Annotated in this window: 25 protein-coding genes; 18 read left to right on the top strand and 7 right to left on the bottom strand. The window is 71.2% G+C overall.

Annotated features, from left to right (window positions below; genetic code table 11):
- The first annotated feature begins 1 nt into the window (after window position 1).
- Window positions 2-2,752: an alkaline phosphatase family protein gene (locus tag N6H00_RS25375; RefSeq protein ID WP_268974139.1), complete on the top strand. Its 2,751-nt coding sequence runs from the start codon at window positions 2-4 to the stop codon at window positions 2,750-2,752.
- A 61-nt stretch (window positions 2,753-2,813) separates the two neighbouring features.
- Here N6H00_RS25375 and N6H00_RS25380 read toward each other — a convergent pair whose 3' ends face one another.
- Window positions 2,814-3,041, bottom strand: coding sequence for a DUF397 domain-containing protein (locus N6H00_RS25380; RefSeq protein ID WP_268974140.1), 228 nt, complete (start codon window positions 3,039-3,041; stop codon window positions 2,814-2,816).
- Window positions 3,031-3,852, bottom strand: coding sequence for a helix-turn-helix domain-containing protein (locus N6H00_RS25385; RefSeq protein ID WP_268974141.1), 822 nt, complete (start codon window positions 3,850-3,852; stop codon window positions 3,031-3,033). The genes N6H00_RS25380 and N6H00_RS25385 overlap by 11 nt, the downstream gene beginning before the upstream one ends.
- A 240-nt stretch (window positions 3,853-4,092) precedes the next feature.
- On the opposite strand from N6H00_RS25385, the gene N6H00_RS25390 reads away from it, so the two are divergent.
- Window positions 4,093-4,410, top strand: a complete 318-nt coding sequence (locus N6H00_RS25390) for a hypothetical protein (protein ID WP_268974142.1) — start codon at window positions 4,093-4,095, stop codon at window positions 4,408-4,410.
- A 59-nt stretch (window positions 4,411-4,469) separates the two neighbouring features.
- Here N6H00_RS25390 and N6H00_RS25395 read toward each other — a convergent pair whose 3' ends face one another.
- Entirely contained in the window at window positions 4,470-5,822 is a 1,353-nt protein-coding gene (locus N6H00_RS25395; protein ID WP_268974143.1) for a M14 family metallopeptidase, read from the bottom strand.
- Window positions 5,823-5,963: 141 nt separating this feature from the next.
- Here N6H00_RS25395 and N6H00_RS25400 point away from each other — a divergent pair, with 141 nt between their 5' ends.
- Window positions 5,964-6,821, top strand: a complete 858-nt coding sequence (locus N6H00_RS25400) for a S1 family peptidase (protein ID WP_268974144.1) — start codon at window positions 5,964-5,966, stop codon at window positions 6,819-6,821.
- A gap of 98 nt (window positions 6,822-6,919) precedes the next feature.
- On the opposite strand, the gene N6H00_RS25405 is transcribed toward N6H00_RS25400, so the two are convergent.
- Both N6H00_RS25405 and N6H00_RS25410 read right to left on the bottom strand, forming a co-directional pair.
- Window positions 6,920-7,930: a chitinase gene (locus N6H00_RS25405; RefSeq protein WP_268974145.1), complete on the bottom strand. Its 1,011-nt coding sequence runs from the start codon at window positions 7,928-7,930 to the stop codon at window positions 6,920-6,922.
- A 285-nt stretch (window positions 7,931-8,215) separates the two neighbouring features.
- Complete coding sequence (locus N6H00_RS25410; protein WP_268974146.1) at window positions 8,216-9,940, bottom strand: chitinase; 1,725 nt, start codon at window positions 9,938-9,940, stop codon at window positions 8,216-8,218.
- A 280-nt stretch (window positions 9,941-10,220) separates the two neighbouring features.
- Here N6H00_RS25410 and N6H00_RS25415 point away from each other — a divergent pair, with 280 nt between their 5' ends.
- From N6H00_RS25415 to N6H00_RS25470, 12 genes are all read left to right on the top strand, one after another.
- Entirely contained in the window at window positions 10,221-11,126 is a 906-nt protein-coding gene (locus N6H00_RS25415) for a hypothetical protein (RefSeq protein ID WP_268974147.1), read from the top strand.
- A 26-nt stretch (window positions 11,127-11,152) separates the two neighbouring features.
- Window positions 11,153-11,857 (top strand): Flp pilus assembly protein CpaB, encoded by a 705-nt coding sequence (gene cpaB / locus N6H00_RS25420; RefSeq protein WP_268974148.1) that lies wholly within the window; start codon window positions 11,153-11,155, stop codon window positions 11,855-11,857.
- Window positions 11,858-11,873: 16 nt separating this feature from the next.
- Entirely contained in the window at window positions 11,874-13,616 is a 1,743-nt protein-coding gene (locus N6H00_RS25425; RefSeq protein WP_268974149.1) for an AAA family ATPase, read from the top strand.
- A 1,006-nt stretch (window positions 13,617-14,622) separates the two neighbouring features.
- Window positions 14,623-15,159: a TadE/TadG family type IV pilus assembly protein gene (locus tag N6H00_RS25430; protein ID WP_329618553.1), complete on the top strand. Its 537-nt coding sequence runs from the start codon at window positions 14,623-14,625 to the stop codon at window positions 15,157-15,159.
- Entirely contained in the window at window positions 15,156-16,559 is a 1,404-nt protein-coding gene (locus tag N6H00_RS25435) for a CpaF family protein (protein ID WP_268974150.1), read from the top strand. Before N6H00_RS25430 ends, N6H00_RS25435 begins: the two co-directional genes overlap by 4 nt.
- Before the next feature lie 8 nt (window positions 16,560-16,567).
- On the top strand, window positions 16,568-17,506 hold the full coding sequence (locus tag N6H00_RS25440; RefSeq protein ID WP_268974151.1) for a type II secretion system F family protein: 939 nt from the start codon (window positions 16,568-16,570) through the stop codon (window positions 17,504-17,506).
- Between the two features lie 69 nt (window positions 17,507-17,575).
- Window positions 17,576-18,463, top strand: a complete 888-nt coding sequence (locus N6H00_RS25445; protein WP_268974152.1) for a DUF5936 domain-containing protein — start codon at window positions 17,576-17,578, stop codon at window positions 18,461-18,463.
- Window positions 18,464-18,752: 289 nt separating this feature from the next.
- Window positions 18,753-18,902 (top strand): hypothetical protein, encoded by a 150-nt coding sequence (locus N6H00_RS25450; protein WP_268977299.1) that lies wholly within the window; start codon window positions 18,753-18,755, stop codon window positions 18,900-18,902.
- An 8-nt stretch (window positions 18,903-18,910) separates the two neighbouring features.
- The gene (locus tag N6H00_RS25455; protein ID WP_268974153.1) at window positions 18,911-19,609 is read left to right on the top strand and encodes a pilus assembly protein TadG-related protein; all 699 of its coding nucleotides are present in this window, start codon (window positions 18,911-18,913) and stop codon (window positions 19,607-19,609) included.
- Between the two features lie 31 nt (window positions 19,610-19,640).
- A complete protein-coding gene (locus N6H00_RS25460) occupies window positions 19,641-20,222 on the top strand; it encodes a hypothetical protein (RefSeq protein ID WP_268974154.1) in 582 nt (193 codons plus the stop codon).
- Between the two features lie 8 nt (window positions 20,223-20,230).
- Complete coding sequence (locus N6H00_RS25465; protein WP_268977103.1) at window positions 20,231-20,863, top strand: OmpA family protein; 633 nt, start codon at window positions 20,231-20,233, stop codon at window positions 20,861-20,863.
- 106 nt (window positions 20,864-20,969) lie between these two features.
- On the top strand, window positions 20,970-22,271 hold the full coding sequence (locus N6H00_RS25470) for an SLC13 family permease (protein ID WP_268974155.1): 1,302 nt from the start codon (window positions 20,970-20,972) through the stop codon (window positions 22,269-22,271).
- A gap of 86 nt (window positions 22,272-22,357) precedes the next feature.
- On the opposite strand, the gene N6H00_RS25475 is transcribed toward N6H00_RS25470, so the two are convergent.
- A complete protein-coding gene (locus N6H00_RS25475) occupies window positions 22,358-22,762 on the bottom strand; it encodes a cold shock domain-containing protein (protein WP_256654799.1) in 405 nt (134 codons plus the stop codon).
- A gap of 80 nt (window positions 22,763-22,842) precedes the next feature.
- A complete protein-coding gene (locus N6H00_RS25480; RefSeq protein ID WP_268974156.1) occupies window positions 22,843-23,298 on the bottom strand; it encodes a DUF192 domain-containing protein in 456 nt (151 codons plus the stop codon).
- A gap of 100 nt (window positions 23,299-23,398) precedes the next feature.
- Here N6H00_RS25480 and N6H00_RS25485 point away from each other — a divergent pair, with 100 nt between their 5' ends.
- The 3 genes from N6H00_RS25485 (at window position 23,399) to N6H00_RS25495 (ending at window position 26,959) form a co-directional block, all read left to right on the top strand.
- Window positions 23,399-24,145 carry a prepilin peptidase gene (locus N6H00_RS25485; protein WP_268974157.1) on the top strand — a complete coding sequence of 249 codons (747 nt, stop codon included), beginning with the start codon at window positions 23,399-23,401 and terminating at the stop codon, window positions 24,143-24,145.
- Window positions 24,146-24,465: 320 nt separating this feature from the next.
- Complete coding sequence (locus tag N6H00_RS25490; protein ID WP_268974158.1) at window positions 24,466-25,227, top strand: isoprenyl transferase; 762 nt, start codon at window positions 24,466-24,468, stop codon at window positions 25,225-25,227.
- Window positions 25,228-25,621: 394 nt separating this feature from the next.
- Window positions 25,622-26,959: a PhoH family protein gene (locus N6H00_RS25495; RefSeq protein ID WP_268974159.1), complete on the top strand. Its 1,338-nt coding sequence runs from the start codon at window positions 25,622-25,624 to the stop codon at window positions 26,957-26,959.
- The last annotated feature ends 41 nt before the right edge of the window (window positions 26,960-27,000 follow it).

Genomic DNA, 27,000 nt, shown 5'->3' on the forward strand with positions numbered 1-27,000 from the left:
CATGCAGGTAACTCGCCGCCGCAAGCTCGCCGAGGAAGCCCGGATCAGCCTCATCAGCAGACGCATCGGCCGCCGGATACCGCTGTTGACGGCGGGCACCACCGCCGTCGCCCTCGTGGCCACCGGCACGGCGCTCGCGCAGACCCACCAGTTCGGCACGGACCAGGTCGGTCAGGTCACCGAGAACGGCCAGGTCGTCTCCAGCAACCAGTACATCGCCCCGTACGGCGACCGTCTCGTCATCAACCAGGGCAAGATCATGTCGTCCACGGTCAGCCCGGACGGCACGCACATGGCCGCCTCGGTCACCGACGGTGGCGCGGCCCTGGCCATCGTGGACCTGAAGAACTGGAAGACGCAGCAGCTCGTCAGCAACGCCGCGTCGTCGAACCCCCGCATCAGCAGCAACAACGTGGGCCAGGAGGGCCCGACGTACTCGCCCGACGGCAAGCAGCTGTGGCTGGGCCAGCCGGACGGCTACACCGTGTTCACCGTGAACGCGGACGGCGGCGTCTCCAGCCCGCGGACCGTCAGCATCCCGGCGCAGGGGTCCAAGCACGCCCTGGTGGGCGCGGCCGCGTTCTCGGCCGACGGCAAGACCGTGTACTCCGCGGTCAACGGCCAGAACCGGGTCGTCGCCATCGACGCCGCGACCGGGACCATCGAGCGGAGCTGGAACGTGGGCAACGCCCCGCGCGGCATGGTCGTCGTCGGGAAGAAGCTCTACGTGAGCAACGAGGGCGGCCGTCCGGCCAAGCCCGGCGAGCCCACCATCAACTCGTACGGCACCCATGTACTCGCCGACCAGAAGACCGCCGCCACCACCAGCGGCACGGTCAGCGTCATCGACCTGGCGCACCAGGACGCCGCGGTCGCCGGCATCGAGGTCGGTCTGCACCCGACCGCCGTGTACGCCAAGAACGGCGTGGTGTTCGTCACCAACACCGCCGACAACAACGTGTCGGTCATCGACACGGCGAAGGACAAGGTCGTCCAGACCATCTCCACCCAGCCCTGGGCCAAGGCCCGGGTGGGCTACGAGCCCACCGCGGTGAACCTCACCGACGACGGTCATCTGCTGGTGACCCTCGGCCGTGCCAACGCCGTGGCCGTCTACAAGTACACCTCCCCGCAGGAGCCGGTCTCTTACGTCGGTCTGCTCCCCACGGACTACTTCCCCTCGGAGATCACCACTTCCGGCAACCAGGTCTACGTCTCCAACACCCGTGGCGTCGACGCCCGCCGTAAGGCCACCGGCGCGCACCGCACCCACGACACGACGTCCAGCCTCCAGAAGTTCACGCTGCCCGACGACAGCGTGATCAAGTCCTACACCGGCAAGGTCTTCCAGCAGAACGGCTGGAACGGGGAGTCGCTCAAGAAGTCCGACGGCACCCCGGCCAAGCCGGTGCCGGTCCCGGTCAAGCTCGGCGACCCCTCGACGATCAAGCACGTCTTCCTGCTCGTCAAGGAGAACCGGACCTACGACCAGGTCTTCGGTGACATGCCGCAGGGCAACGGCGACCCGTCGCTGACCGAGTTCGGCGAGAACGTCACGCCGAACCAGCACGCCCTGGCCCGGCAGTTCGGCCTGTACGACAACACGTACGACATCGGCACCAACTCCGCCGAGGGCCACAACTGGCTGATGCAGGCCGACAACCCGGAGTACACCGAGTCCTCGGCCGGTGAGTACGCCCGCAGCTACGACACCGAGGACGACGCCCTCGGCCACCAGAAGACCGGCTTCATCTGGACCGGCGCGCAGGCGGCCGGCAAGTCCGTCCGGAACTTCGGCGAGTTCCAGCAGTTCCTGACCAAGCCGTCGGACGCCAGCTGGCAGAACCTGTACTGCGACAGCAAGAACATGGCGGCGACCGGTCAGGACACCGCCTACCCGCTGAACTCCACCTCGCCGATCCCGTCGCTCAACGACGTGTCGGTGCCCGGCTACCCGAAGTTCGACACCAGCGTCCCGGACATCTACCGGGCCCAGATCTGGAAGAAGGACTTCGAGAAGAACGGTCCGGCGAACCTGAACATGTTCTGGCTCTCCAGCGACCACACCGGTGGCCCGGTGAGCGCCGCCTCCCAGGTCGCGGACAACGACCTCGCCGTGGGCCAGATCGTCGACGAGATCTCGCACAGCAAGTACTGGAAGGACTCGGCGATCTTCGTCGTCGAGGACGACTCCCAGGCGGGTCTCGACCACGTCGACGGCCACCGTGCCCCGGTCCAGATCATCAGCCCCTGGGCCAAGCACGGCACCGTGGACAGCCACTACTACTCGCAGATCAACATGATGCGAACCATCGAGCAGATCCTCGGCATCCAGCCGATGAACCAGAAGGACACCGCGGCCACCCCGATGGCCCAGGCGTTCACCCAGAAGCCGGACTTCACCCCGTTCAAGGCGCTGCCCAACCGGACCTCGCTCACCGCCGGTGTGAAGACCCCGCCGTCCTGCGGCCTGGACACCCCCGCGGCCCAGAGCCCGAAGGCGGCGGCCGTGCCGTCGCCCTCGGTGCCGGCGGACATGAAGGACGTCGCCGCCCAGTGGAACCAGTGGAAGTCGAAGCAGCGCCTGACCGGCCCCCACGCCGTCCCGGACTACGCTCCCCCCGCCCAGATGAACCACCTCACGTGGTACGAGACGCACAACTGGGCGAAGCCGTACCCGGGTGAGAAGAAGATCTACGCTCCGCAGGACGTGCCGGGCGCCTACATCCCGTCGGCGGAGAACGACGGCTGACGCAAACTCACGGTTGTGTGGCCCCTGGTCGGCACCCTCGCCGGCCAGGGGCCCACCTGGATCAGGTGCTGGGAAGCTCCCCCTGCTTGACGGCGGAGACGAACGCCGACCACGCGGACGACTCGAACATCAGGACCGGACCGTCGGGGTTCTTGCTGTCGCGGACGGGGACGTCGGCGTGGCCCCGGGCGACCTCAAGGCATTCACCCTGATCGCCGCCGCTGTAGCTGGACTTGATCCACCCGTTGATCGCGGAGCCATGGGGGGTGGCGTGCTCACTACTGACCATCCGCGTGTTCCTCCGCTACCGCCCTGACGAGGGCCAGTGACTCCTGCTGCGACAATGCTTCGCTCAGGGCCAGAGCGTAGGCCGTTTGGCTGGCGTTCACCAGCGACGGATCATCCATCAAGTTGCCGGTGAGGAAGCCTTCGACGTACGCCACCGGGGCGGAATCCCCGAAACTCATGAGCGTGAGCAGACTCTGCTGGAGCGCGTGAGCCCCGGCGGCGTAGGGCAGCACGTGCAGCCGCAGGCGCCCCGCTGCGGCCATGTCCGCGATCTTGTGCAGTTGTTCGGCCATAACCTGAGGGCCACCGACACGGCGTCGCAGCACGGCTTCGTCGAGGAGCGTCCACACGACAGGATGCGACGGCCTGTCCAGAATCCGGGCCCGTTCCGTTCGGATGACGACGTCCCGGTCAAGCTCCTCGGGCGTGTGGTTGGGGCGGTACGCACTGAACAGGGCCCGTGCGTAGGCGGGCGTCTGAAGCAGGCCGGGGACAAGTGTGAGCGCGAACTGCTGAATCAGGGTGGCCTGCGGTTCCAGCTCGGCGACGGTCGCGAAGTGGTCGGTCCACTTCGACTCCAGGTCCTCCAGCCACCGCGCGAAGAAGCCGTCCGTCCCCAGCGCCTGATCGATCCGGGCCGCGTCATCCGGCTTCGGCAGCCGGCGCCCCGCCTCGAAGTGGCTGATCAGCGTGGGGGAGCACACCACCCGCTCACTCAGTGCCTCCTGCGTCAGCTCGGCCGCTATGCGGCGCAGCCTCAGCTCCTCCCCGTACTTCTCCCTGGGGGTGCGTGGCCTTCGGTCCCTCGTCATGGGCTGACCTCCCGAGTTGAAGGGTGCGTTGTCAGGCTCGCCCTCCTGGCAGCGTAGCCAGAACACCCTCCACTCTGTGAGGAAAGCGCCACACAGCGTGAAGAGACGCAGGACCCTCGCGACCGGGGTGCACCGGCCCGAGGGCGTGGCCCACCAGCGACATGGAGCTGATGAACATGAAGGAACCTAGCGGGTGGCTGTTCGCATGGGGGAGTGCACTTTTCCCTTACGGCCGTCCGGATGAGCGCGATGACCGGGCTGCGCCTGCTGCCGTGGACGGACCCCGAGGGCAAGCCGTGTTACCTGTCGTCGGACGACGGGAACAGCCCGCTGAACCGACGCGCGGACGCGGTCGAGGCCGTACAGGTGTCCATGGGCGCGAAACTCCTCCATCACGCCCGGCCGCTGCTGGACGACCCCAAGGCAGACGCGCGCGAACTGCGCTTCCTCGCGGACCGGCTGTGCGAGGCGCTCCGCGATGTGCTGCGGGTGGCTGAAAGCAGGGGCGCCCGCCTGCCTTCGTACGACGAAGGCGACGACCCGGACGAGGGGGCGTGAGGGGCGCCGCCCCGGCGGTCTCCCGCCGGGGCGGCGCCCGCGTGCCGTATGGCCTCGGCTCAGGCGCAGTACTGCGCCTCCTTGCCGATCGAGCGGTACATGCAGTCCGCGTTCTCCACGAGTTGGAGCACCGCGTCGCGGTTGCGGGCGGTTTCGCGGGCGATGACCTCGTCGGGCGGGTAGAAGCCGCCGGCGCCGGAGGAGGTCGGGTACATCTCGAAGGTGTAGGCGAAGACCTTCTGGTCGCCCCACAGCCAGTCGTCGATCGCGCCGTCGGTGATGTACAACTCGCTCGACTGCTCGGGGGTGTAGCCGTTGCTCGCCGCCATCTTCTTGCCGACCGCCGCGAAGGCGTCGTAGTCGTCCCGCGTCATGCCGGTCGTGGTTTCGTCGTACGTCCAGCCGAAGGGCCACAGCACCAGTTCGCTGTAGGTGTGGAAGTCGATCGCGGCCTTGAGCTGCTGCTTTCCGCCGACGATGCGGCTGCGGGCGAAGTCGGCGACGACCTTGACCTCGGGGGCGGACTCGGCGCGGGCGCCGCGGTAGGTCTCGGAGCCGGGGGAGCCGGAGGAGCCGCCGCAGCAGCCCCATTTGAAGGCCCAGTTGCGGTTGAGGTCGGTGCCGACGGACGAGGAGCCGGAGTTGGGCTGGCGGTTCTTGCGCCAGCTGCGGTAGGAGCCGGTGGCGATGTCGTACTCGCCGCCGTCGGGGTTCACATCCGGGACGATCCAGATCTCCCGGCCGTTGACCGCGCTGGTGATCCGGGAGTCGCTGCCGTAGCCCTCGGTGAACTGCCGCACCAGATAGAGGGCCATCTCGACGGTCAGGTGCTCACGCGCGTGCTGATGGGCGGTGAAGAGGACCTCGGGCTCGTTCTCGTCGGTGGCCACGTTGTCGCTGATCTTCAGGGCGACGATGTCGCGGCCCTCGTACGACTTTCCGATGACGCGCTTGCTGAGGATGGACGGATACTTGGCCACCGCCGCGTTGATCTCGGCGTTGGCCTCGGCGTAGTTGTGGTATTTCGCGTCGGCCGAGGGGAAGTCGAAGGGCTGCGCGGACCGGCCCTCGCCGCGGTCGGGCGGGCCCGGCAGCGCGGTGAGCCGGTGGCCGAGCGCGCGCAGCCGCGTGGCCTGTGCCGCGTCGGCGGTGACGACCAGGGAGCGGGCGTTCACCTCGTCGATGGAGACTCCGGTGGCGGCGACGGCGGAGCGGGCGGCCGGGGTGGCGGGGCCGGAGACCTCGTACTGCCGCACGGTCTCGTCGGCGGTTCCGGCCGCTGCGGGGGCGGTGCGGCCGGTGTCGGGCCGCGCGGCCGGATCGTCGGCCTGGGCTGCCACGGGGGCGGCGAGTGCGAGGGTGAGCAAGGCGGTGAGGGCGGTGGCCCGTCTACCGCTGATGCGGCGTCGCATGACATCTCCTGGGGGGTGAAGGGCGAGCGACTGCTGCGCCAGTGTTCGGCCATGCGCATGACATGCGCAAGGGTGGGAAATGGTCGAAGCCGAAGGCACCTCTCATCGGAGGCACCTCCCATCGAGGAAGGAACCCCCCGCATGCACAGATCTCTCGTCGGTGCGCTCTCGGCCCTGTTACTGGGCGGCGCGACCCTCGTGGGCGCGGGCGCGGCGCCCGCGACGGCCGCGTCCCCCGTGGCCGCGTCCCCCGCCAAGGCCCCGAAGGCCGTGAACTTCGCGGGCACGGTGGCGCTCAGCAACTGTTCCGGCTCCGTCGTCCGGATGCCGGGCTCGGCCGACACCGACCCCGCGCTCGTCCTGTCCAACGGCCACTGCCTGGAGAGCGGTTTCCCGGGCGCGGGAGAAGTGATCGTCGACCAGCCGTCGACCCGGAGCTTCACCCTGCTGACCGCCTCGGGCGGCAGTGCCGGCACCGTACGGGCCAGCAAGATCGCGTACGCGACGATGACCGACACCGACATCTCGCTGTACCAGCTGACGTCCACATACGCCCAGATCCAGTCGACGTACGGGATCAAGGCGCTCCAGCTGTCGGACAGCCACCCGACCCAGGGCTCCGCCATCAATGTGGTCTCCGGCTACTGGAAGAGGATCTACTCCTGCAATATCGACGGATTCGCCTATCGTCTCAAGGAAGGGGAGTGGACCTGGAAGGATTCGGTCCGCTACACCTCCGCCTGTAACACGATCGGCGGAACCTCGGGCTCTCCCGTGGTCGACCCGGCGTCCGGCAAGGTCGTGGCCGTGAACAACACGGGCAACGAGGACGGCGGCCGCTGCACCCTCAACAACCCCTGCGAGGTCGACGAGAGCGGAACGGTGACGGTGCGGCAGGGGATCAACTACGCCCAGGAGACCTACGGCATCCCGGCATGCGTGACCACCGGCAACAAGATCGACCTGAACCGGGCGGGGTGTGCGCTGCCCAAGCCCTGACGCCTGCCTGAACGTCCGAACCCCCGAACACCCGTACGCCGGTGCGCCCCGCATTCCGTGAGCGGGGCGCACCGGCGTACGTGGTGCCGAGGTGTCTGCTACAGGCCGTGGACGTGCTCGCCGACCGCCTTCGACCAGGCGTTCCCGTTCGCCGCGTCCCAGTTGGTGGACCAGGTCATCGCGCCGCGGATGCCGGGGTAGGTCTTGGACGGCTTGAAGCTGCCGCAGCCGGTGCCCTTGGCGAGGCAGTCGAGGGCGTCGTTGACGACGCCCGGCTCGACGTAGCCGGAGCCGGCGCCGCTGGTGGAGGCGGGGACGCCGATGCCGACCTGGGACGGGTCCAGGCCGTTCTCGAGCTGGATGCAGGCGAGGGCGGTGAGGAAGTCGACCGAGCCCTGGGAGTAGACCTGGCCGTCACAGCCCTGCATCGAGCCGCTGTTGTAGTACTGCATGTTGACCACCGTCAGGAAGTCCTTGATGCCCAGGGCGGTCTTGAAGTACTCGGTGTTCGCCGACTGCATGTCGATGGTCTGCGGCGCCATGGTGACCACGACGTCGCTCTTCTTGTCGTGGACGGCCTTGAGGGCCTTGGTCATGTAGGTGGAGTTGACGCCGTTCTCCAGGTCGATGTCGACGCCGTCGAACCCGTACTCGTCCATCAGGCCGGTGATGGAGGAGGCGAAGGCGTCCGCCGAGGCGTCGTCGCTGACCGAGATCGTGCCCTTCTCACCGCCGACGGAGATGATCACGGACTTCCCGGCCGCCTGCTTGGCCTTGATGTCGTCCTTGAACTGCTGCTCGTCGCCGTAGCCGGTGGCGGGGTCGAGGGTGAAGTCGACCGCTCCGGGGGTGCCGGTGGCGTCCGCGAAGGCGACCGCGATGATGTCGTAGTCGTCCGGCACGTCCGACAGCTTCTGGGTCGTCGCGCCGTTGTCGAAGTTCTGCCAGTAGCCGGTGACGGCGTGCTCGGGGACGGCGGCGGCGCCATGCCCGGCGGCGGGCTGCTCCTCGGACGCGTGGGCCGATCCGGCGGATATCAGCCCTCCGGCGGCGAGGGCGGCGACCGCGGCGGCGGAGAGCAACCGCTTGGTGATCTGTGCGCGTACCACGACAGCCTCCGTGTGTGGGGGGAGAGGTGTGGGGGTGGTGTTGCCAATGCGCGTTCAGGGGCCCCTGTGGCGTGCGTATAAGGTGGTCCAGACCAATGCCGTTGTCAACCCCACGCGTCATCTTCGCTACCCGTGAGGGTGAAAAATGCGGATGAGGGGGCCGGAGCGCTTGCGCCCCGGCCCCCTTTCCCCTTCTGCGACTGCCGCGCCTTCTGGGCCTTCTGATCCTTCTGCGATCCTTCCTCTCCCCTTCCGCTCGCTTTCCGCGGAAGGGGCCGCGTCACGCTACGGCAGTCCGTGGACCTTGGGGCCCACCGCGTTGGACCACGCGTTGCCCGCGGTCGCGTCCCAGTTGGTGGACCAGGTCATCGCGCCGCGCAGCGCCGGGTAGGTCCTGGACGGTTTGAAGGTGCCGCAGTTCGTGCCGCGGGCCAGGCAGTCCAGGGCGTTGTTCACGACCGTCGGCGAGACGTAGCCGCTGCCCGCGCCGCGCGTCGAGGCGGGGACGCCGAGGCCGACCTGGGACGGGGACAGTCCGCCCTCCAGCTGGATGCAGGCCAGGGCGGTGAGGAAGTCGACCGAGCCCTGGGAGTAGACCTTTCCGTCGCAGCCCAGCATGGAACCGCTGTTGTAGTACTGCGTGTTGACCACCGTCAGGATGTCCTTGATGTTCAGCGCCGTCTGGAAGTAGGCGTTGGACGTGGACTGCATGTCGAGCGTCTGCGGGGCCATGGTGATGACGAGCCCTGACCCGGCCTTCGCCGACAGCGCGCGCAGCGCCTGGGTCATATAGGTGGCGTTGAGGCCGTTCTCCAGGTCGATGTCGACGCCGTCGAAGCCGTACTCCTGCATCAGGGCGTAGACGGAGTTGGCGAAGTTGTTCGCGGATGCGGTGTCGTTGACGGACACCGTGCCGTTCTGGCCGCCGATCGAGATCACGACGGACTTCCCGGCCGCCTGCTTGGCCTTGATGTCGTCCTTGAACTGCTGCTCGCTGCCGTAGCCGACGGCGGGATCGAGATGGAAGTCGACCGCTCCCGGGGTGCCGGTGGCGTCCGCGAAGGCGACCGCGATGATGTCGTACTGGTCCTGGACGGCGGCCAGCTTCTGCACGGTCGCGCCGTTGTCGAAGTTCTGCCAGTAGCCGGTGACCGCGTGCTTCGGCACGGTGCCGCCACCGCCCCCGCCGCTTCCGGCCGAGGTCGTGCCCGTGACGGCGGACGACCTGGGCGACTCACCCGCCGCGTTGGTGGCGGTGACCTCGAACCGGTACGAGGTGGACGGCGACAGGCCGGTCACGGTCGCCGAGGTGCCGCTGACCGACTGCGCCTTGGAGCCGTCGCGGTAGACGTTGTAGCCGGTCGCGCCGGTGACCGGGGACCAGGACAGGGCGATGGAGGACGAGGTGACGGCGCCGGTGCTCAGCCCGCCCGGCGCGGCCGGCACGGGGTCGCCGGGGTCACCGGGGTCGCCGCCGGGGCCGGTCAGGGTGATGTCGTCGGCGTAGTAGGCGGGCTGGCCGTACCAGCCGTGGGTGTAGACGGTCACCGAGGTGGTGTTCGCGCCGGTGGTGAAGGACGTGCTGAGCTGCTGCCAGCCGGTGGCCGAGGGCGTCCAGGTCGAGACGTCGGTGGTGCCGGTGCCGCTCGCGCCGAGGTACACATAGCTGCCCTGCACCCAGGCGCTGAGCGTGTACGAGGAGTTGGGCTGGACGGCGACGGTCTGGGCGCAGCGGGCGTTGTCCGTGCCCGCCGGGGTGGCCTTGAGCGCGGCCGAGCCGCTGTGGACGGGGCTCGTGACGGTGGTGCCGGCGGCGGCCGAGCAGGTCCAGCCGCTGAGGCCGGATTCGAAACCGGGGTTCTGGGCGAGGTTGGCGGCGGCGGCGCTCGCGGCGCCGCCGCCGAGGGCGACAAGGCCGGTGGCACCCAGTGCGGCGGTGGCGAACGCGCTGGTCAGCCGGGCGAACCGGCGTCTGAGCCGGGTGCTGCGGGGGTGTGGGGCACGGTCCATGACTGCCTCCGTGGGGGAATCCGTTGGAAAGCCGGCGTAAAGGAGGAGCTTGCGGACGGTGGCCACCGTATGAACGTAAAGTGGTCCAGACCAATAGTCTTGTCAAGAGGATGCGCGCCCTCCGCAACCGGCCCGGGTGAGGAACCCAGAGGAACTGTTCTCTCGCGCGGCTTTCGTGGATAAAGTGACGATGCACCAGGACAGACGACGCACCAGGACAGGGGCAGTAAAGACCTGTGGCCGCCGCCGCTCGGCGCCGATGTGAGACGGGGTAGCCGACGTGCCCACCGCGATAGCAGTCACCGGCCGGGAGCTGGTGCTTCCGCCGCCCGACGGGCAGACCCCGTCGGCCGTAGTGCTCCGCCCGCCGGAGGCGCAGTCGCTCGACGACGCGGCCGCCGAGGTCGCGACCCTCCTGGACCAGCAGGGCTATCTCATCGTGCTCTACCCGGCCGCGACCCCCGCGGCCGTGGTCCGCCGGCTGCACACCGTGCGTGCCGTCCTGGAGAGCGACCGGATGGCGCTGCTGCCGCTCGAACTGCCGCCGCTGGCCGTGGCCGTGCTCGCCCGCCAGCTGCGCCAGCTGTCCCTATCGGACTTCAGCCCCGGCGTCCTGGCCTGCGCCGCCCGGCTGCTCTCCCACTACATCCACGCGGGCGCGCTCCTGGGCAGCGTCGCCCGGCTGGACCGGGTCCCGGTCAGCCTCACCTCGCACGTCAAGTCGTGGATGCCCGGCGCCCAGTTCGGGGTGCTCGCCCACCCCACCCCGCGGCTGGTCAGGGTCGGCGGCGCGGCCGAGCTGCCCGCCCCCGGCTACGCCACCGCCCTGACCGTCGCCCGGGGCCAGCTGACCAGCCATGGCCACGGGGACGGCGGCGCGGGCCACGACGACTGGGTCACCGGCGCCCTCGCCCCCGCCTGGGGCGTACGGGGGGTGGAGGAGGTGCCGCTGCCCGCCGAGTCGGCGCGCTGGTGGGGCACCCCGAAGCTGATCGAGTTCGCCGCGGCCATCCCCGACCTCTCGGTGCTCTACCAGCTCGTGGCCTCCGTCAGGAGAGAGGAGTGCCACTGGTGCGGTTTCGAACTCATCGGCGACCGCTGCGCCTTCTGTTCCTGCCCGGTGGCGCGCGGCGATGAGATCCCCGCCCTGCTCACGTCCCACCGTCCCGCCCTGACCAGCCGGTAACGTCCCCGAACGAGGTTGTGCGTCCCATGAATTCACGCCAGCGCCGCGGAGTCATCCTGCTGCTCCTGTCGGTCCTGTGCGCCGTCGGTGCCTTCGCCGGAGTGCTCGCCGTCATCGACGACGTGGAGTCGAAGGTCGGCCCCGAGACCACCGCGTACAAGCTCACCTCGGACGTCAAGCCGTACAAGGCCCTGGAGGCGGGGCAGTTCGAGAAGGTCTCGATGCCCGAGCGCTATGTGCCCTCCACCGCCGTCACCGATCTCGCCGAGCTACGCGGGAAGATCGCGGTGACCCAGCTGGCCAAGGGGTCGCTGCTGCAACGGGACATGATCGTGGACCGGCCCGCCCTGAAGCCCGGCGAACAGGAGATCGCCATCATGATCGACGCGGCCACCGGTGTCGCGGGCAAGATCACGCCGGGCGCGAAGGTCAACATCTACGCGACCTTCGAGGGCAGGACCCAGGACGAGGAACCGGTCTCCAAGCTGATCGTCGCGGGCGCCGAGGTGCTCGACCTCGGCAAGATCACCGCCCTGGAGCCGGACCAGGACGACAAGCGGCGGATCAACGAGGCCGTCCCGATCACCTTCGCGCTCGACACCAAGAACGCCCAGCGCGTGGCGTACGCCGAGTCCTTCGCCTCCCATGTGCGGCTCGCGCTGGTCGCCCCGGGCGAGGACGACTCCATAGACCCCGGCGACCGCACCTACACCCTCGACGGTGACAAGTGAGTGAGGAGGTGCCGCGGTGACGATCAGAATTCTGCCGGCCGTCGGCGACCCCGACGCCGCCCGCTCCCTCGGCGGGCTGCTCGGCCGGCTGCCCGGTGTCGAACCGTCGGAGCCGGTGGGCGACTCGACCGCGCTGCTCGACACCCTCGCCGCGCTGGCCGCCGCATCCCTGGAGGAGCTGCCGGAGGTCGTCCTCGTCCATGAGCGCATCGGCCCGGCCCCCGCGCTGGAGCTGATCCGCGAGATCGCGCTGCGCTTCCCGGCGGTGGGCGTGGTCCTGGTGACCGCCGACGCGGGGCCCGCGCTGTACTCGGCCGCCATGGACGCCGGCGCCCGCGGCATCGCCGGGATACCGCTGTCGTACGACGAACTGGCCGCCCGCGTCCAGGGCGCCGCCCAGTGGGCGACCGGCGTGCGCCGCCACCTCGGGGGCGGCGTCGACCAGCTCACCACCGGGCCCGGCGGCAAGCTGGTCGCGGTCGCGGGCGCCAAGGGCGGGGTCGGCACCACCGTGACCGCCGTGCAGCTCGCGCTCGCCGCGCGGGCCGCGGGCCGTAAGGTCGCGCTCGTCGACATGGACCTCCAGGCCGGGGACGTCGCCTCCTACCTCGACGTCCAGTTCCGGCGCTCGATCGCCGACCTGGCGCAGATCAGCGACATCTCGCCGCGCGTGCTCCAGGACGCGGTGTTCACCCACCAGACCGGGCTCGGGCTGCTGCTCGCGCCGGGCGAGGGGGAGCGCGGCGAAGAGGTGACCGACCGCACCGCCCGCCAGGTCATCGGCGCCCTGCGGTCGCGCTTCGAACTCGTGGTCGTCGACTGCGGTACGCAGATGACCTCCGCGGGCGCCGCCGCCGTGGAGACCGCGGACATCGCACTGCTGGTGACCACCCCGGACGTGGTCGCGGTGCGCGCCGCCAAGCGCATGGTGCGGCTCTGGGACCGGCTCCAGATCCGCAAGGCCGAGGAGACCGTGACCGTGGTCAACCGGCTCACCCGCAGCGCCGAGATCCAGCCCCAGCTGGTCCAGCGGGCCACGGGCACGACGGTGGCGCGCACGGCGATCCCGGCCGGCTACAAGGAGCTCCAGCCCGCCGTCGACTCCGGCCGGATGCACGACCTGGACGCCAAGTCGGCCGTCAAACAGGCGCTGTGGGGGCTGGCCGGCGAGCTGGGCCTGGCGGACGCCGCGCCCCCGGGCGGCGGCCGCCGCGCCGCGCACCGGGGCGGCCACGCGGCCGGGGGCGGCGAGCGCTCGCTGCCGGGGCTGCGGCGGCGCCACGCCATAGCGGCGGGCGGCGACGCGGCGGCGGAGGGCAGCGTGGGCGACGGCACCGACGCGCGGGGCGAGATCGCCCCCTCGCCCCCCACCAGCCGTTTCCTGCGCAAGCGCGGCGACCGCGGCCAGGTGACGGTCGAATTCCTCGGCGTCCTGCCGCTGGCGCTGACCGTGCTCGTGGTCATCTGGCAGCTGGTGCTGGTCGGCTACACGTACTCACTGGCCGGCAACTCGGCCGACAAGGGCGCCCGCGCGGGCGCCGCCAAGGGCGCGGGCGCCTGCCAGGAGGCGGCGAGCAAGGACATCCCCGGCTCCTGGAGCGCCGACATCGACTGCGCCGGCGGCGACGGCGCGGTCTACAAGGCCACGGTGAAACTCCACGTCCCGATCCTCTTCCCCGGCGCGGCCGACTTCCCCTGGACGGTCACCGGCACGGCGGGCGCGGCGGACGAAACCGATCTGGCGGGCGGAGGCGAGTGACACGATGACCCGTCACCACGAAGCCTCCGCGCCGACCTCCCGGCCGGGTGGCCGCCCTGGGGCGACCCCTCGGTCTGGGGCCGGTTTTGTGGCCTCGGCCGAGGGCCCTGTGGTCTCGGACGGCGGGGCCGTGGGTGAGGTGGCGGTACTTGGTGCGGCGGGTGGTGGGTCTGCGGCATTGGCCGACAGCCCGGCGGCCTCGGCGGCTGGGTTTGCGGCGCCAGCGTCGACTCCCCGGCCGGGTGGCCGTCCTGGGCCGATCCCTCGGTCTGGGGCCGGTTTCGTGGCCTCGGCCGAGGGCCCTGCGGTCTCGGACGGCGGGGCCGTGGGTGAGGTGGCGGTACTTGGTGCGGCGGGTGGTGGGTCCGCTGCCGCCGTCGCGGGGCGGTGGCGAGGCTCGGGCGTGGTGTTCCCCGGCGCTTCGCCGGTTGGTTCGGCACAGGCCGCCCGGCGGTGCCCTCCTGAGGCGGGGGCCGCGCCGCGAAGGCGCCGGGCGGCCCGCCGCACCTCCTCGCCCCGCGCCGTCGCGGCGCGGCGTCGCGTGATCGCCGCCCCGCTGCGGGGCCGTCTTACGGCCGCCGGTCCGGAAGCGGCAGCCTGGCGGCGGGGTTACCGGGCGGGGACCACGGTGCGAGCGGTCCGACGGTCCGCGGCTGCGGCCGGCGCGTGGTGGCGGCGGGGCCTGGGCGAGATGTTTCTCCCCGGGGGCCGCTCGACGCGGGCCGGGGCCGCCCGGCGGCGCCGTCCCGAGGCGGGGAACCCCCGGCGGAGGCGCGGGGCGGCCGGTCTCGCGTCCTCCCTTCGCGCCGTCGCGTCGCCGCACGTCGCGGCCGCCCACTCGCCGCGGGACCGTCCCACGACGGTCCGCCCGGAAGCGGTAGCCCGGCCGGGCGGCCGTGGCGCGGCGTTCGACCACACGGTGGTGGCCGATGCGGACGCCCGTCGGCCCGGCCGCCTGGGCGCGGGTGCCGGTGGGGGCCGCACGCGCGTGCGGGGGAGTGCCGGGGTGGCTCGGCGCCGCGTAGTCGTCGTCCCGCCGCTGCCCCGACGCCGTCGTACGGCCGAGCATCCTGCGGCCTCCGCTCCGCTTGGCGGGTGGGGTCTCGCCGACGCGGGCCGCGGCCGGGCGGGTCGAGGGGCGGCGGGGGGACGCGGGCGCGATCAGGGTTCGGCGTCCATCGAGTTTCTCGGCTTCCTGCCGGTCCTCATCCTCGTCGCGCTGGCCGCCGTGCAGCTCGGGATCGCCGCGTACGCCGCGCAGCAGGCCGGGACCGCCGCGCGGGCGGCGGCGCGGACGGCCTCGCTGGACGAGCCGCGGACCAGCCCGCAGGCCGCCGGGCTGGCGGCGATGAGCGGGTGGCTGGCCGACGGGGCCGGTATCAGCAGCGGCGGCTGCGGCGGCGGGGAGGCGCGGGCCACCGCGACCGTGGAGATCCCCTCCGTCATCCCCGGCTTCGACTTCGGCAGCGCCGAGAAGAGCGCCACGATGCCCTGCGCAGAGGGAGACGGCGCGGGGGCGGCCGCGATGGGAGGCGACCGATGAGCCTGCGGGCCCGTATCACCGCGCCGGAGGGGAACGGCGAGGGCGGCGGACGCCAGGACGGGCACCTGGTCTCCGTCTACCGCGCCAAGCTGCTCGAGGAGATCGACCTCGCGGAGATGTCCTCGCTCGCCGCCACCGAGCGCCGCTCCCGGCTGGAGCGCGTGCTCGGCCACATCATCAGCCGCGAGGGCCCGGTGCTGTCGACCAGCGAGCGCTCCCAGCTGATCCGCCGGGTGGTGGACGAGGCGCTCGGCCTCGGGGTGCTCGAACCCCTCCTGGAGGACGCCTCGATCACCGAGATCATGGTCAACGGCCCGGACCAGATCTTCGTGGAGCGCTCGGGCCGGGTGGAGCTGGTCCCCGTCCGCTTCGCCTCCGAAGAGCAGCTGATGCAGACCATCGAGCGCATCGTCTCCACGGTCAACCGCCGGGTGGACGAGTCGAATCCGATGGTCGACGCCCGGCTCCCGTCCGGTGAGCGGGTCAACGTGATCATCCCGCCGCTCGCCCTCACCGGCGCGACGCTCACCATCCGCCGCTTCCCGCGCGCCTACACCCTCCATGAGCTGATCGGCATGGGCACGCTGGACGAGCAGATGCTGATGCTGCTCGCGGCGCTGGTGCGGGCCAAGTTCAACGTCGTGGTCTCCGGCCCCACCGGCTCCGGCAAGACCACCCTGCTCAACGCCCTCTCCGGGCTGATCCCCGACGGGGAGCGCATCATCACCGTCGAGGACGCCGCCGAGCTCCAGCTCCAGCAGACCCATGTCATCCGGCTGGAGTCGCGGCCGCCCAACGTCGAGGGCAAGGGCCGGATCACCATCCGCGATCTGGTCCGCAACTCCCTCCGGATGCGCCCCGACCGCATCATCGTCGGCGAGGTGCGCGGCGGGGAGACCCTCGACATGCTCCAGGCCATGTCCACCGGCCACGACGGGTCGCTGGCCACCGTCCACGCCAACAGCGCGGAGGACGCGCTGATGCGGCTCCAGACGCTCGCCTCCATGTCGGACGTGGCGATCCCCTACGAGGCGCTGCGGGACCAGATCAACAGCGCCGTGGACTGCATCGTCCAGCTCGTCCGGCACGCCGACGGCTCGCGCCGGATCAGCGAGATCGCGCTGCTCGACAGCCACGGCCACGAGGCGTACCGCATCGCCACCGTCTGCCGCTTCGACGCCCAGCCCATGGGCGCGGACCGGGTGGTGCACGGCCGGTTCCGCTACTTCCCGCTGCCGGAGCGGGTCGCGGAGCGGCTGCGGATGGCGAGCGAATCGGTGCCGCCGGCCTTCGGCGTGGCCGCCTTCCCGGCCCAGCTGGCCACCCGCGCGGCCGGATCCGACCCGTACGACCGGCCGCCGCACGACCGACCCCCGTATCACCCCAGGGACCGGAGGTAGCAGGGCCCATGGACCATCTCGCGACGGCGGCCCTCGGCGCGACGCTGGTGTGCGGCGCGCTGGGCGTCGTGGGCGTGCACACCTACGTCCGCGGCAAGGAGCAGCAGCGCGCGCTGATCGACCGGCTCGCGGAGACCGGTCCGCTGCCGGGCGGGGCCCGCGGGCGCCGGTTCGCCCGGCTGGACCGGCGGCTGCGCGCCACCTCCGTCGGCCGGAAGCTGGAGCTGCGGCTGGCGGCCACGGGCCTGGAGATCACCCCGGGGGAGTTCTTCGTCTGGACGGCGGCGGCGGCGGCCGGGCTGTGGCTGCTCGCGGCGTCCTTCCTGGCGGCGTTCTTCGGCCCGATAGCCGCGGTGATCGCCGTCTGGGGAGCCTTCGCGTTCCTCAACTGGCAGCGGCAGAAGCGGATAGAGCGGTTCATCAACCAGCTGCCCGAGCTGTCGCGGATCCTGGCCAACGCCACCCAGGCCGGGCTGGCGCTGCGCACCGCGCTGGGCATGGCGGCGGACGAGATGGAGGCCCCGGCGGGCGAGGAGCTGGCCAAGGTCGCGGCCAAGCTGGCCGTGGGCCACTCGATCGACGACGCCCTGGAGGAGTTGGCGGAGCGGCTGCCGTCCCGGGAGCTGGTGGTGCTGGTCACCACGCTGGTGCTGTCCAACCGCGCGGGCGGGACCGTGGTCAGCTCCCTGCGCAATCTCACCCAGACGCTGGAGGAGCGCAAGGAGACCCGGCGGGAGGTGCGCACCCAGCTCTCCCAGGTGACCGTCACCGCGTATGTCGTACCGCTGCTGGGGATCGGCACGCTGCTGCTGATGAACCGGATCTCGGCGGGCTCACTGGACCGGATGACGTCCTCCTTCTGGGGCCAGGCCGCGGTGGTCGCGGCCTTCTGCCTGTACGGCATCGGCTTCTTCCTCATCCGCCGCATGTCCAGAATCGACGTCTGAACCAGAGCGAACCAGGTCTGACCGGGCAGGTCCGACCGGAACGAACCTGAACGAAGGGGACACAGGGACATGGCACTGCTGCTGGCGCTGGCGGCCGGCCTCGCGGTGGCGGGCATCGCCTACGGCATCGCGCTGTACCGCAGCGAGGCCAAGCTGCCCAGCGATCTGGCGGTGGCCCTGGAGGTCGGCTCCAGCCGGACGACCGCGGTCGGCTCGGCCGTCGACCGGCTGGGCATGCGCTACGCCCCCTTCGTGCTGCGGCTGATGGGCGAGAAGCGGGTGGCCCGGGTCCGCCGGCGGATCGATCTGGCGGGCAACCCGGGCGGTCTGACGGTGGACCGCTACGCGGCCCGGCGGGCGGTCTACGGGGCGCTGGGCTTCGGCGGGGCGCTGGTGATGCTGCTCAAGGGCCAGGTTCTGCTGGCGCTGCTGCTGGTGGCGTTCGGGCTGTTCTGGATCGAGGTGGGCATCTGGGCGGCGGTGCGGGAGCGCAAGGACGCGATCGAGCGGACCCTGCCGGACTTCCTGGACGTCCTCGCGGTCGTGGTGAGCGCCGGACTGAGTTTCCGTCAGGCCCTGGACCGGGTCGCGGAGAAGTACGAGGGTCCCTGGGCGGATGAACTTCGCATCACACTTCGGCAAATGGACATGGGTGTCAGCCGCCGCCAGGCGTTCGAGGAACTACGTCAGCGTAATGACTCGGAACAGGTCGCGCAGTTCGTCACCGCGCTCCAGCAGGGTGAGGAGCTGGGCGCTCCGATTGTCGAGACATTGATCGCCATTGCGAACGACATGCGCCGTACGGACGCACAGAACGCCCGGCGGCGCGCGGCCCGCGCGGTGCCGAAGGCGACCATGGTCATTACGACCTTCATGGTGCCCGGAACGATGGTGTTGCTCGTCGCGGGGTTCTTCATCGGGTCCGGCACCGACTTCGGCTCGGTGACCGGTGACTGACGGTCTCTTTTGGGTGAACTTCCTTCGCGATTGCAATTGAATGTGGGACAGTCGTCGCCGGTGAACTCCTCGCGCCGGGAGGGGGTGAGACGGATGCGCGGCCGCTGCCGGTCCCTGCGCTCACGGTTCGAACGTGGTGAACGGGGAAGGCAATGCTTCCTGGAGCACTGTTCCGAGACGGCTGTTTCGGCGTACTTTGCTCCTGTCGCGAGCGGCATGACGGGGGTTGAGTCGCCGGACCACGAAGGCACGGCAGCCCATGGAGGGGAACACAATGGGGAAGCGCGTCATGCGGAACGATCGGGGCCAGACCTCGATCGAATACCTGGGCATCATCGCCGTGGTGGTGGCCATCGTGCTGGTGCTGTCGACCACGGACTTCGGCAGCATGATCGCAAACGCCATCTCCAACAAGATCTCCCAGGTCGTCGGCATCTGATCAGCCCCGTGACAGCGCGGCGAGATCTCAGGAGCGACGCGGGGCAGGCATTCCCGATCTACATCACGGCGGTGGCGGGCCTCCTGTTCCTCGCGCTCGCCCTCTTCGCCGTCGGCCAGGCCGGAGCCACCCGCAACGGCGGACAGACCGCCGCCGACGCGGCGGCCCTCGCGGCCGCCCAGGACTACCGCGACCAGCTGCGGAAGGGGTTCCTGGAGGCGATCGCGAACGGCAGCGCATGGGAGGACCTGCTCAGCGGACGGGGACTGGGCGGCACCAGCGCCTGTGACGAGGCGCAGTGGTTCGCCGACCAGAACGGCGCGGACGTCACCGACTGCCAAGGGCCCGACTTCCTGCCGACGTCCTTCACCGTCACGGTCCGGACGCACAAGCCCGTGGGCAAGACCGTCATCCCCGGCACGGAGAACAAGCACGCCGAGGCGACGGCCAAGGCGGTCGTCACCCCGCGCTGCACGGCCGAGGAGCCCGCCCCGCCGACCAAGCTGCCCGACGAGGACGGCGGGGGCGGTAAGGACGACGGCGGTAAGGACGACGACGAGGGCGGCGACGGCGGTAAGGACGACGGCAAGGACGACAAGCCGCCCATCGACCTGCGCTGCGACGGAGTCGACCTGACCATCGACCCGACGCGTCTGGACCTCTTCCCCGACGCCAAAGACCTCTTCTCCGTGCACCTTGCCGACTGACGAGCGAACGAAGAGCAAAGGACAGCGAGCGATGAGCATGCGGCACACGACGAAGGCCCGGAGGGGGGCCGCCGCGACGGCGCTCGCCGCGGCCCTGGCCCTCGCCATGGCCGGGTGCGGCAGCGGCGACGGCGGCGAGAAACCCGACCACGGCGCCGGCCGGGCGTCGACCGCGGCCAAGGACGACGGCGGGAAGCAGGAGCCGGCGGTGGACACCTCCAAGACCATCGGCGAGATGAAGGGGCCCGGCGGGATCGTCGTCACCCTGCACTCCGCGGTGCGCGACGACGGCGGGTTCGTCACCGTGAACGGCACCGTCACCAACCGCGGCAGCCAGCTCTTCAACGCGATCGACTGGCGCTCGAAGGAGACCGAGGTGAAGTCCCAGTCGTCCGTCTCGGGCGCGTCCCTGATCGACGAGAAGGGCAAGAAGCGCTATCTCGTCCTGCGGGACACCGACGGCCAGTGCCTGTGCACCACAGGGCTCTCCGGGATCAAACCCAATGAGAGCCGCCCGCTGTTCGCGCAGTTCCCGGCCCCGCCGAAGAGCGTCACCGAGGTCGACTTCCAGATCCCGACCATGCCGTCCGTCGGCATCACGCTCTCCGGGTGAGCCGCGCCATGACACCGGATGCGACAGCCCGCACCCCGCGCCGCGGCCCCGTCCTCGCCGCGCTGGCCGCCACCGCGCTCTGGATCACCCTCGCCGTCCCGCCGCCGCCCGCCCACGCGGACAGCGGCCCCGGCGCGCCCGCCGACACCACCCCGCCGGTGAAGATCGACACCGAGGACGCCGATCTGCGGATGCCCGGGGGCGCCGAGCTGGCGCCCGGCCGGGTGCTGGACATCAAGTCCGTGGTCGAGACCGACGACGGCGACGAGCGGCGGGAGGACACCAACGCCAAGGTGAAGTTCGCCCTCCAGGCCGAGGTGCTGTTCGGCAAGGACAGCGCGAACCTCGGCGGCGAGGCGAAGGCCCGGATCAAGGAGATCGCCGCCGAGGCCGAGCGGCAGAACGCGAACACCGTGCGCGTCTTCGGCTTCACCGACAACCTGGGCTCGGCGTCCCATGGGATCGCTCTGTCGAAGGAGCGGGCCAACGCGGTGCAGCAGGCGCTCGCCGAGGAGCTCGACCCCTCGGTCGGCTACGAGATCCGGGGCTACGGCGAGCAGTACCCGATCGCGGACAACGGGAGCGAGGAGGGCCGCAAGCGCAACCGCCGGGTGGAGGTCAGCTTCCCCAGGACCGGCTGAGCGCCGGGACCAGCTGAGCGGCGGGACCGGCTGAGCGGCGGGACGGCTGAGCGCGGGACTGGCTGAGTGGCCTCCGCGGACACTGCGCCGACGCCGATGCCGCATCATGGGAATGTCCCCGCACCCTCCCCCGGAGTCCATCCTGACCACCGCCGTCGCCGAGACCCTTGCCGTCGTCCTGCTCCTCGGCGTACTGGCCTTCGCCGTGGTGCGCCCCCGGGGCTGGCCGGAGGCGGTCGCGGCCGTGCCCGCCGCCGGGATCGTGGTGGCCACCGGGGCGGTCTCGCCCGCCCGTGCCTGGGCGGAGACCCGGGGGCTGCTGCCCGTCGTGGGGTTCCTGGCCGCCGTGCTGCTGCTGGCCCGGATGTGCGCGGACGAGGGGCTCTTCGAGGCGGCCGGACAGGCCGTGGCGCGGGCCTGCGCGGGGCGTACGGACCGGCTGCTGGGCGGGGTGTTCGCCGTCGCGGCCGTCGTCACCGCCGTGCTGAGCCTGGACGCCACCGTCGTGCTGCTCACCCCCGTGGTGTTCGCCACGACGGCCCGGCTCGGGGCGCGGTCCCGGCCGCATGTGTACGCCTGCGCCCATCTGTCGAACTCGGCGTCCCTGCTCCTCCCGGTCTCCAACCTCACCAATCTGCTCGCCCTGGAGGCCGGCGGGGTCTCCTTCACCCGGTTCGCCGTGCTGATGGGGCCCGCCTGGCTGCTGACCATCGGCATCGAGTACCTGGTCTTCCGCCGTTTCTTCGCCGCCGACCTGGCCGCCGGGACCGCCGAGCCCCCGCCCGCCGACTGGCCCCGGGTGCCGGTGTTCGCGCTGACCGTGCTGCTGCTGACCCTCGCCGGGTTCGTCGGGACCTCGCTGGCGGGGCTCGACCCCCAGTGGGCGGCCTGGGCGGGTGCGCTGGTGCTCACCGTAAGGGCGCTGCGGCGCCGCCGGACGACCGTAAGGGGGGCCGTCGGCGCGGCCGGGCCGCTGTTCTGCCTGTTCGTGCTGGCGCTCGGGGTGGTGGTCGAGGCCGTGCTCGCGGGCGGTCTCCAGGACGCGCTGGCCCAGGTGCTGCCCAGTGGGTCGAGCCTGCCCGCGCTGCTCGGGATCGCGGCGGTCGCGGCGGTGCTGGCCAACCTCATCAACAATCTGCCCGCCGTGCTGGCTCTGCTGCCGATCGCCTCCGGGGCCGGCCCAGGGCCCGTGCTCGCCGTGCTGATCGGTGTGAACCTGGGGCCGAACCTCACCTACGTCGGCTCGCTGGCCACCCTGCTGTGGCGCCGCATCGTCCACCGATACGAGCCGGACACCGGCTCCGACCTGGGGGTCTTCACCCGCCTGGGGCTGCTGACCGCACCGGCGACGGTGGTGGCCGCGACGGGGGCCATGTGGGTGATGCTGAGGATCACCGGAAGCGGATGATGCCGCGGATCACCGGACGCTGAGGGGATCACGGCCGGAAAGCCGAAGGGCCGCCGTCGAGCGACGGCGGCCCCTCGAAATCCAGCTCAGGATTCGATCCAGTTGTGTGCCTGCGCGATCTCGATGACCCGCCTGCGCACCTGCTTGATCTGGTCGGCGGTCAGGCTGCCGCCCACCTCGACCAGCGCCTCGGTCAGCTCCTGCCGGAACTCGGCGACCGACAGCACATCGCACATGGTGTCGTCGCCGTCCGGCCCGGCGGAGGGCCGTACGACCGGCGCGGCACGCTCGACGATGCGCACCTCGGATGCCTTGGGCCCCTTGTCGCCGTACTCCGGAACGAACCGCACCTTGGACCCGGGCTGGAAGAGATGCTTCTCGTCCAGCAGGTCATTGGCGTGCATGAAGACGTCCTCGCCACCGTCGTCCGGTGCGATGAAGCCGTAGCCGCGGAACTCGTCGAAACGCAGAATCTTGCCCGTGGTCGTCACCGTGCTACCCCTACCCCTGATACCTCTACCTCGATGACCTCGACCGCGATCGAGGGTGTCCCAACCATGACACTGAGAGGTCAGCGTACAGAAGGAGGGGGCGGCGCAGAAGGGCCGGGGGCGATCGCGACCCGTACGCCCCTCCGCACACCCCAGCGCGCCAACGCGCCCGCCTCCGCCTCCAGGACATGGCGGGAGCGGAACCGGGGGCGGCCGAGCCGGCCGGGGCGCAGGGTGTGGACGTCGAGCACGGTGAGCCGCCGGTCCAGATAGGCGACGTCGATGGCGAACCGCATCCGGAAGGTGTGCACACCGCTCGCGGGGGTGAGGAGCAGCGCGCCGGTCAGGCCGTCCCGGCCGAGCAGACCGCGGGCACGGGCCCGGTAGGAGGAGGCGATGGTGAGCGGAATGTCCACCGCGCCCCCCGCGCCGCCCCCCGCAGCGCCTTCTGGGTCCCCCTCCGCGTCCGTTCCGGCGCCCTGCGCGCCGCCCCCGAGCACCCGCAGTGTCCCCGTACCGTCCCGCCAGCGGCCCACGCCCGCCCCCTCCAGCCGTTCGAGCCTTCGTGCCCTTCCCGTCCTTCCCGTCCTTCCCGCGCAGTGTTCCACCGGCCGGGCGCTTCCGTAGGCTCGGGCCGTGCAACCGCTGCTGATCGTGCTCGCCGCCGCGTACGGCGCGGCCGCCGGGCTGCTCTTACCCCGCCCGCTCTACCGGCTGGCCGTCGAGCCCGAGGAGTCCTGGCGCGGTGCCTGTCCCCGGGGGCACGCGCTCACCGGTCCGGTGCGCGGCTGGCTGGGCCTCGCCCGCTGCTCCGGCTGCCGGGACGGTGAGCGGGACTACGGGGCGGGTCCGGTGCCGGCGGCGGCGCTCACCGCGCTGGTGTGCGGATGCCTGGCGGCGGCTGTCGGGGCGCGTCCGGAGCTGGCGGTGTGGCTGCTGCTGGCGCCGCTCGGGGTGCTGCTCACGGCCGTGGACCTGGCGGTCAACCGGCTGCCGGACGTCCTCACCCTGCCGATGGCGGGCGGGTCCGCGGCTCTGCTCGGCGCGGCGGCGCTGCTGCCGCACAGCGCCGGGTCCTGGCCGCGCGCGCTGCTGGGCGGTGCGGTGCTGGGCGGGGGGTATCTGGTGCTGTTCCTGATCAGCCCGAGCGGGATGGGTTTCGGCGACGTCAAGCTGGCGCTGACGCTGGGGGTGGCCCTCGGCTGGTACGGCTGGGACGTGCTCTTCGTGGGCGCCTTCGCCGGGCTGCTGCTCGGCTGCTGCGGCGCCGTGGCCCTGGTGGTGACCCGGCGGGCCGGGCGCAAGACCGCCATGGCGTTCGGCCCCTTCATGATCCTCGGGGCGGGCGCCGGACTGGTGCTGGGGGCGCTCGGGGCCGGATGACACGGCGGCGCGCGGAGGGTTCGGCCCCGCCGATGCATGGACATCCCCTCACGAAGGGTTATGGTGGAAACCCCCCCTCGGGCCGGTCCGTACTCCCCCCCACGGACCGGCCCGCTCTCTGTACGGGCTTCTGGCGGGATTCCGGCGGGATTCCGGGGCTGAGCGAGTGGCACGTAGCCCGCACGGTCCGCTACGAAGCGTGACCGGCCGCAGCCCTTCGGTCGCCCCCGGTTCGCCAGCCCCTCCACCCCGCAGTAGGGTGTCGGGCTTGGGGCGGACTGCCATGGCGAGCCATGTGAAGCACTGAGGGGCTGGAAGACGTGAAGTTGCGCGACCTGGTGTACGGGCTCTACGCACGCCGGGTGGAAGGCCGCCTCGACCATGCCCAGGTGCCCAAGCACATCGGCGTCATCCTCGACGGCAACCGCCGCTGGGCCCGTGCGGCGGGCGGCACCACCGTGCAGGGGCACAAGGCGGGCGCCAGCAAGATCCAGGAGCTGCTCGGCTGGTGCAACGAGACGGACGTCGAGGTCGTCACGCTCTGGTTGCTCTCCACCGACAATCTGGACCGCCCCGAGGAGGAGCTGGTACCGCTCCTGAGCATCATCGAGGGCGCGGTGCGCGATCTGGCCGCCGACGGCCGCTGGCGGGTGCACCACGTCGGGAACCGCGACCTGCTGCCGTCCCGGACCCAGACGGTCCTCAAGGAGGCCGAGCGGGACACCGAGCACATCGACGGAATACTGGTCAACGTCGCCGTCGGCTACGGCGGGCGGCAGGAGATCGCCGACGCGGTGCGGTCGCTGCTGCTGGAGCACTCCGCCAAGGGCACCTCCTTCGACGAGCTCGCCGAGATCGTCGACATCGACCTCATCTCCGAACACCTGTACACCCGTGGGCAGCCCGATCCGGACCTGGTCATCCGCACCAGCGGCGAGCAGCGGCTCTCCGGCTTCATGCTGTGGCAGAGCGCCCATTCGGAGTACTACTTCTGTGAAGTTTTCTGGCCCGCCTTCCGCAAGGTGGACTTCCTCCGCGCACTGCGCGACTACGCCGCCCGGCACCGCCGGTACGGCAGCTAGTTCCCGTCTCCCACACCGCAGTTCACCGGCCCGGGGCCGGACGCCGCCCGGCGTCCGGCCCCGGGCCTTGTCGTGCGCCGGACTCACAGCGTTCATGTACGTGCCGTCATATGCCGTTGCATGTCTGCGCACGTTCGAGGGAATATCCCTTCCAGGTCGACGCCCTGTCCCACCTGTCCAGTGGGTGTCGAACTGCCAGCGGACGGCATCGGGCCGTTCGTCCGGGAGGCCCTTTGCACACGGACGACTGTGCGGATCGTGCGTATGACGCGGAGGGCCGGCGCTCGGCCCTCCCGGTAGGGCCTGGCCCGGTCCGTTCCCCGTCTACGGCGGGGATACCTCACTCCCGCGACGCCGTCGCACCCCGACCTCTCCCGAGGGGGTTCGTCCACCCGTGGTGACCAGCAAGAAACGCCGCGAGCACGACCGGCGCACCTATGTCCTCGACACCAGCGTCCTGCTGGCCGATCCCCATGCCATGGCCCGCTTCGACGAGCACGAAGTCGTGCTGCCGGTCGTGGTGGTCACGGAGCTGGAGGCCAAGCGGCACCATCCGGAGCTCGGGTACTTCGCACGGCAGGCGCTCCGCCTGCTGGACGAGTACCGCATCCGTTACGGCCGTCTGGACGCTCCGATACCGATCGGCGATCTGGGCGGCACCCTGCGTGTCGAGCTCAACCACTCCGACCCGGGCATCCTGCCCGCCGCCTTCCTGAACCACGGCGGCCGGGTGGGGGACAACGACTCGCGCATCCTCGCGGTCGCCAGAAACCTCCAGGCCGAGGGGTACGACGTCACCGTCGTCTCGAAGGACCTGCCGCTGCGCATCAAGGCGTCCTCGGTGGGGCTGCTCGCCGAGGAGTACCGCGCGGAGCTGGCGATCACCGACTCGGGCTGGACCGGGATGGCCGAGCTCACCGTCTCGGCCGAACAGGTGGACGATCTGTTCGCCGCCGAGACCGGGTACATCCCCGAGGCGGCCGAACTGCCCGTGCACACCGGTCTGGTGCTCCAGTCCGAGCGCGGCAAGGCGCTGGGCCGGGTCACCCCGGACGGGCAGGTGCGGCTGGTGCGCGGCGACCGGGAGGCGTTCGGGATCCACGGCCGCAGCGCCGAGCAGCGCATCGCGCTGGACCTGCTGCTCGACCCCGAGGTCGGCATCATCTCGATGGGCGGCCGGGCCGGTACCGGCAAGTCGGCGCTGGCGCTGTGCGCCGGGCTGGAGGCCGTGCTGGAGCGGCGTCAGCACCGCAAGGTGATGATCTTCCGTCCGCTGTACGCGGTGGGCGGCCAGGAGTTGGGCTATCTGCCCGGCACCGAGGCCGAGAAGATGAGCCCCTGGGCCCAGGCGGTCTTCGACACCCTGTCCGCGGTGACCAGCTCCGAGGTGATCGAGGAGGTCGTGGGGCGCGGCATGCTGGAGGTGCTGCCGCTGACGCACATCCGCGGCCGCTCGCTCCATGACGCCTTCGTCATCGTCGACGAGGCCCAGTCACTCGAACGGAATGTGCTGCTGACCGTTCTGTCCCGGATCGGTGCCAACTCCCGGGTGGTGCTGACCCACGATGTGGCCCAGCGGGACAATCTCCGCGTCGGGCGGTACGACGGTGTGGTGGCGGTCGTGGAGAAGCTGAAGGGGCATCCGCTGTTCGCGCATGTCACCCTGACCCGCTCCGAGCGTTCGCCGATCGCGGCGCTGGTGACCGAAATGCTGGAGGACAGCCACATCTGAGCCGGTTGAACCGGTTGTGACCCCCCAGGGCGCCGCGTGGA

Source organism: Streptomyces sp. S465, from assembly GCF_026898115.1.
GTDB classification, from domain to species: Bacteria; Actinomycetota; Actinomycetes; order Streptomycetales; family Streptomycetaceae; genus Streptomyces; species Streptomyces luomodiensis.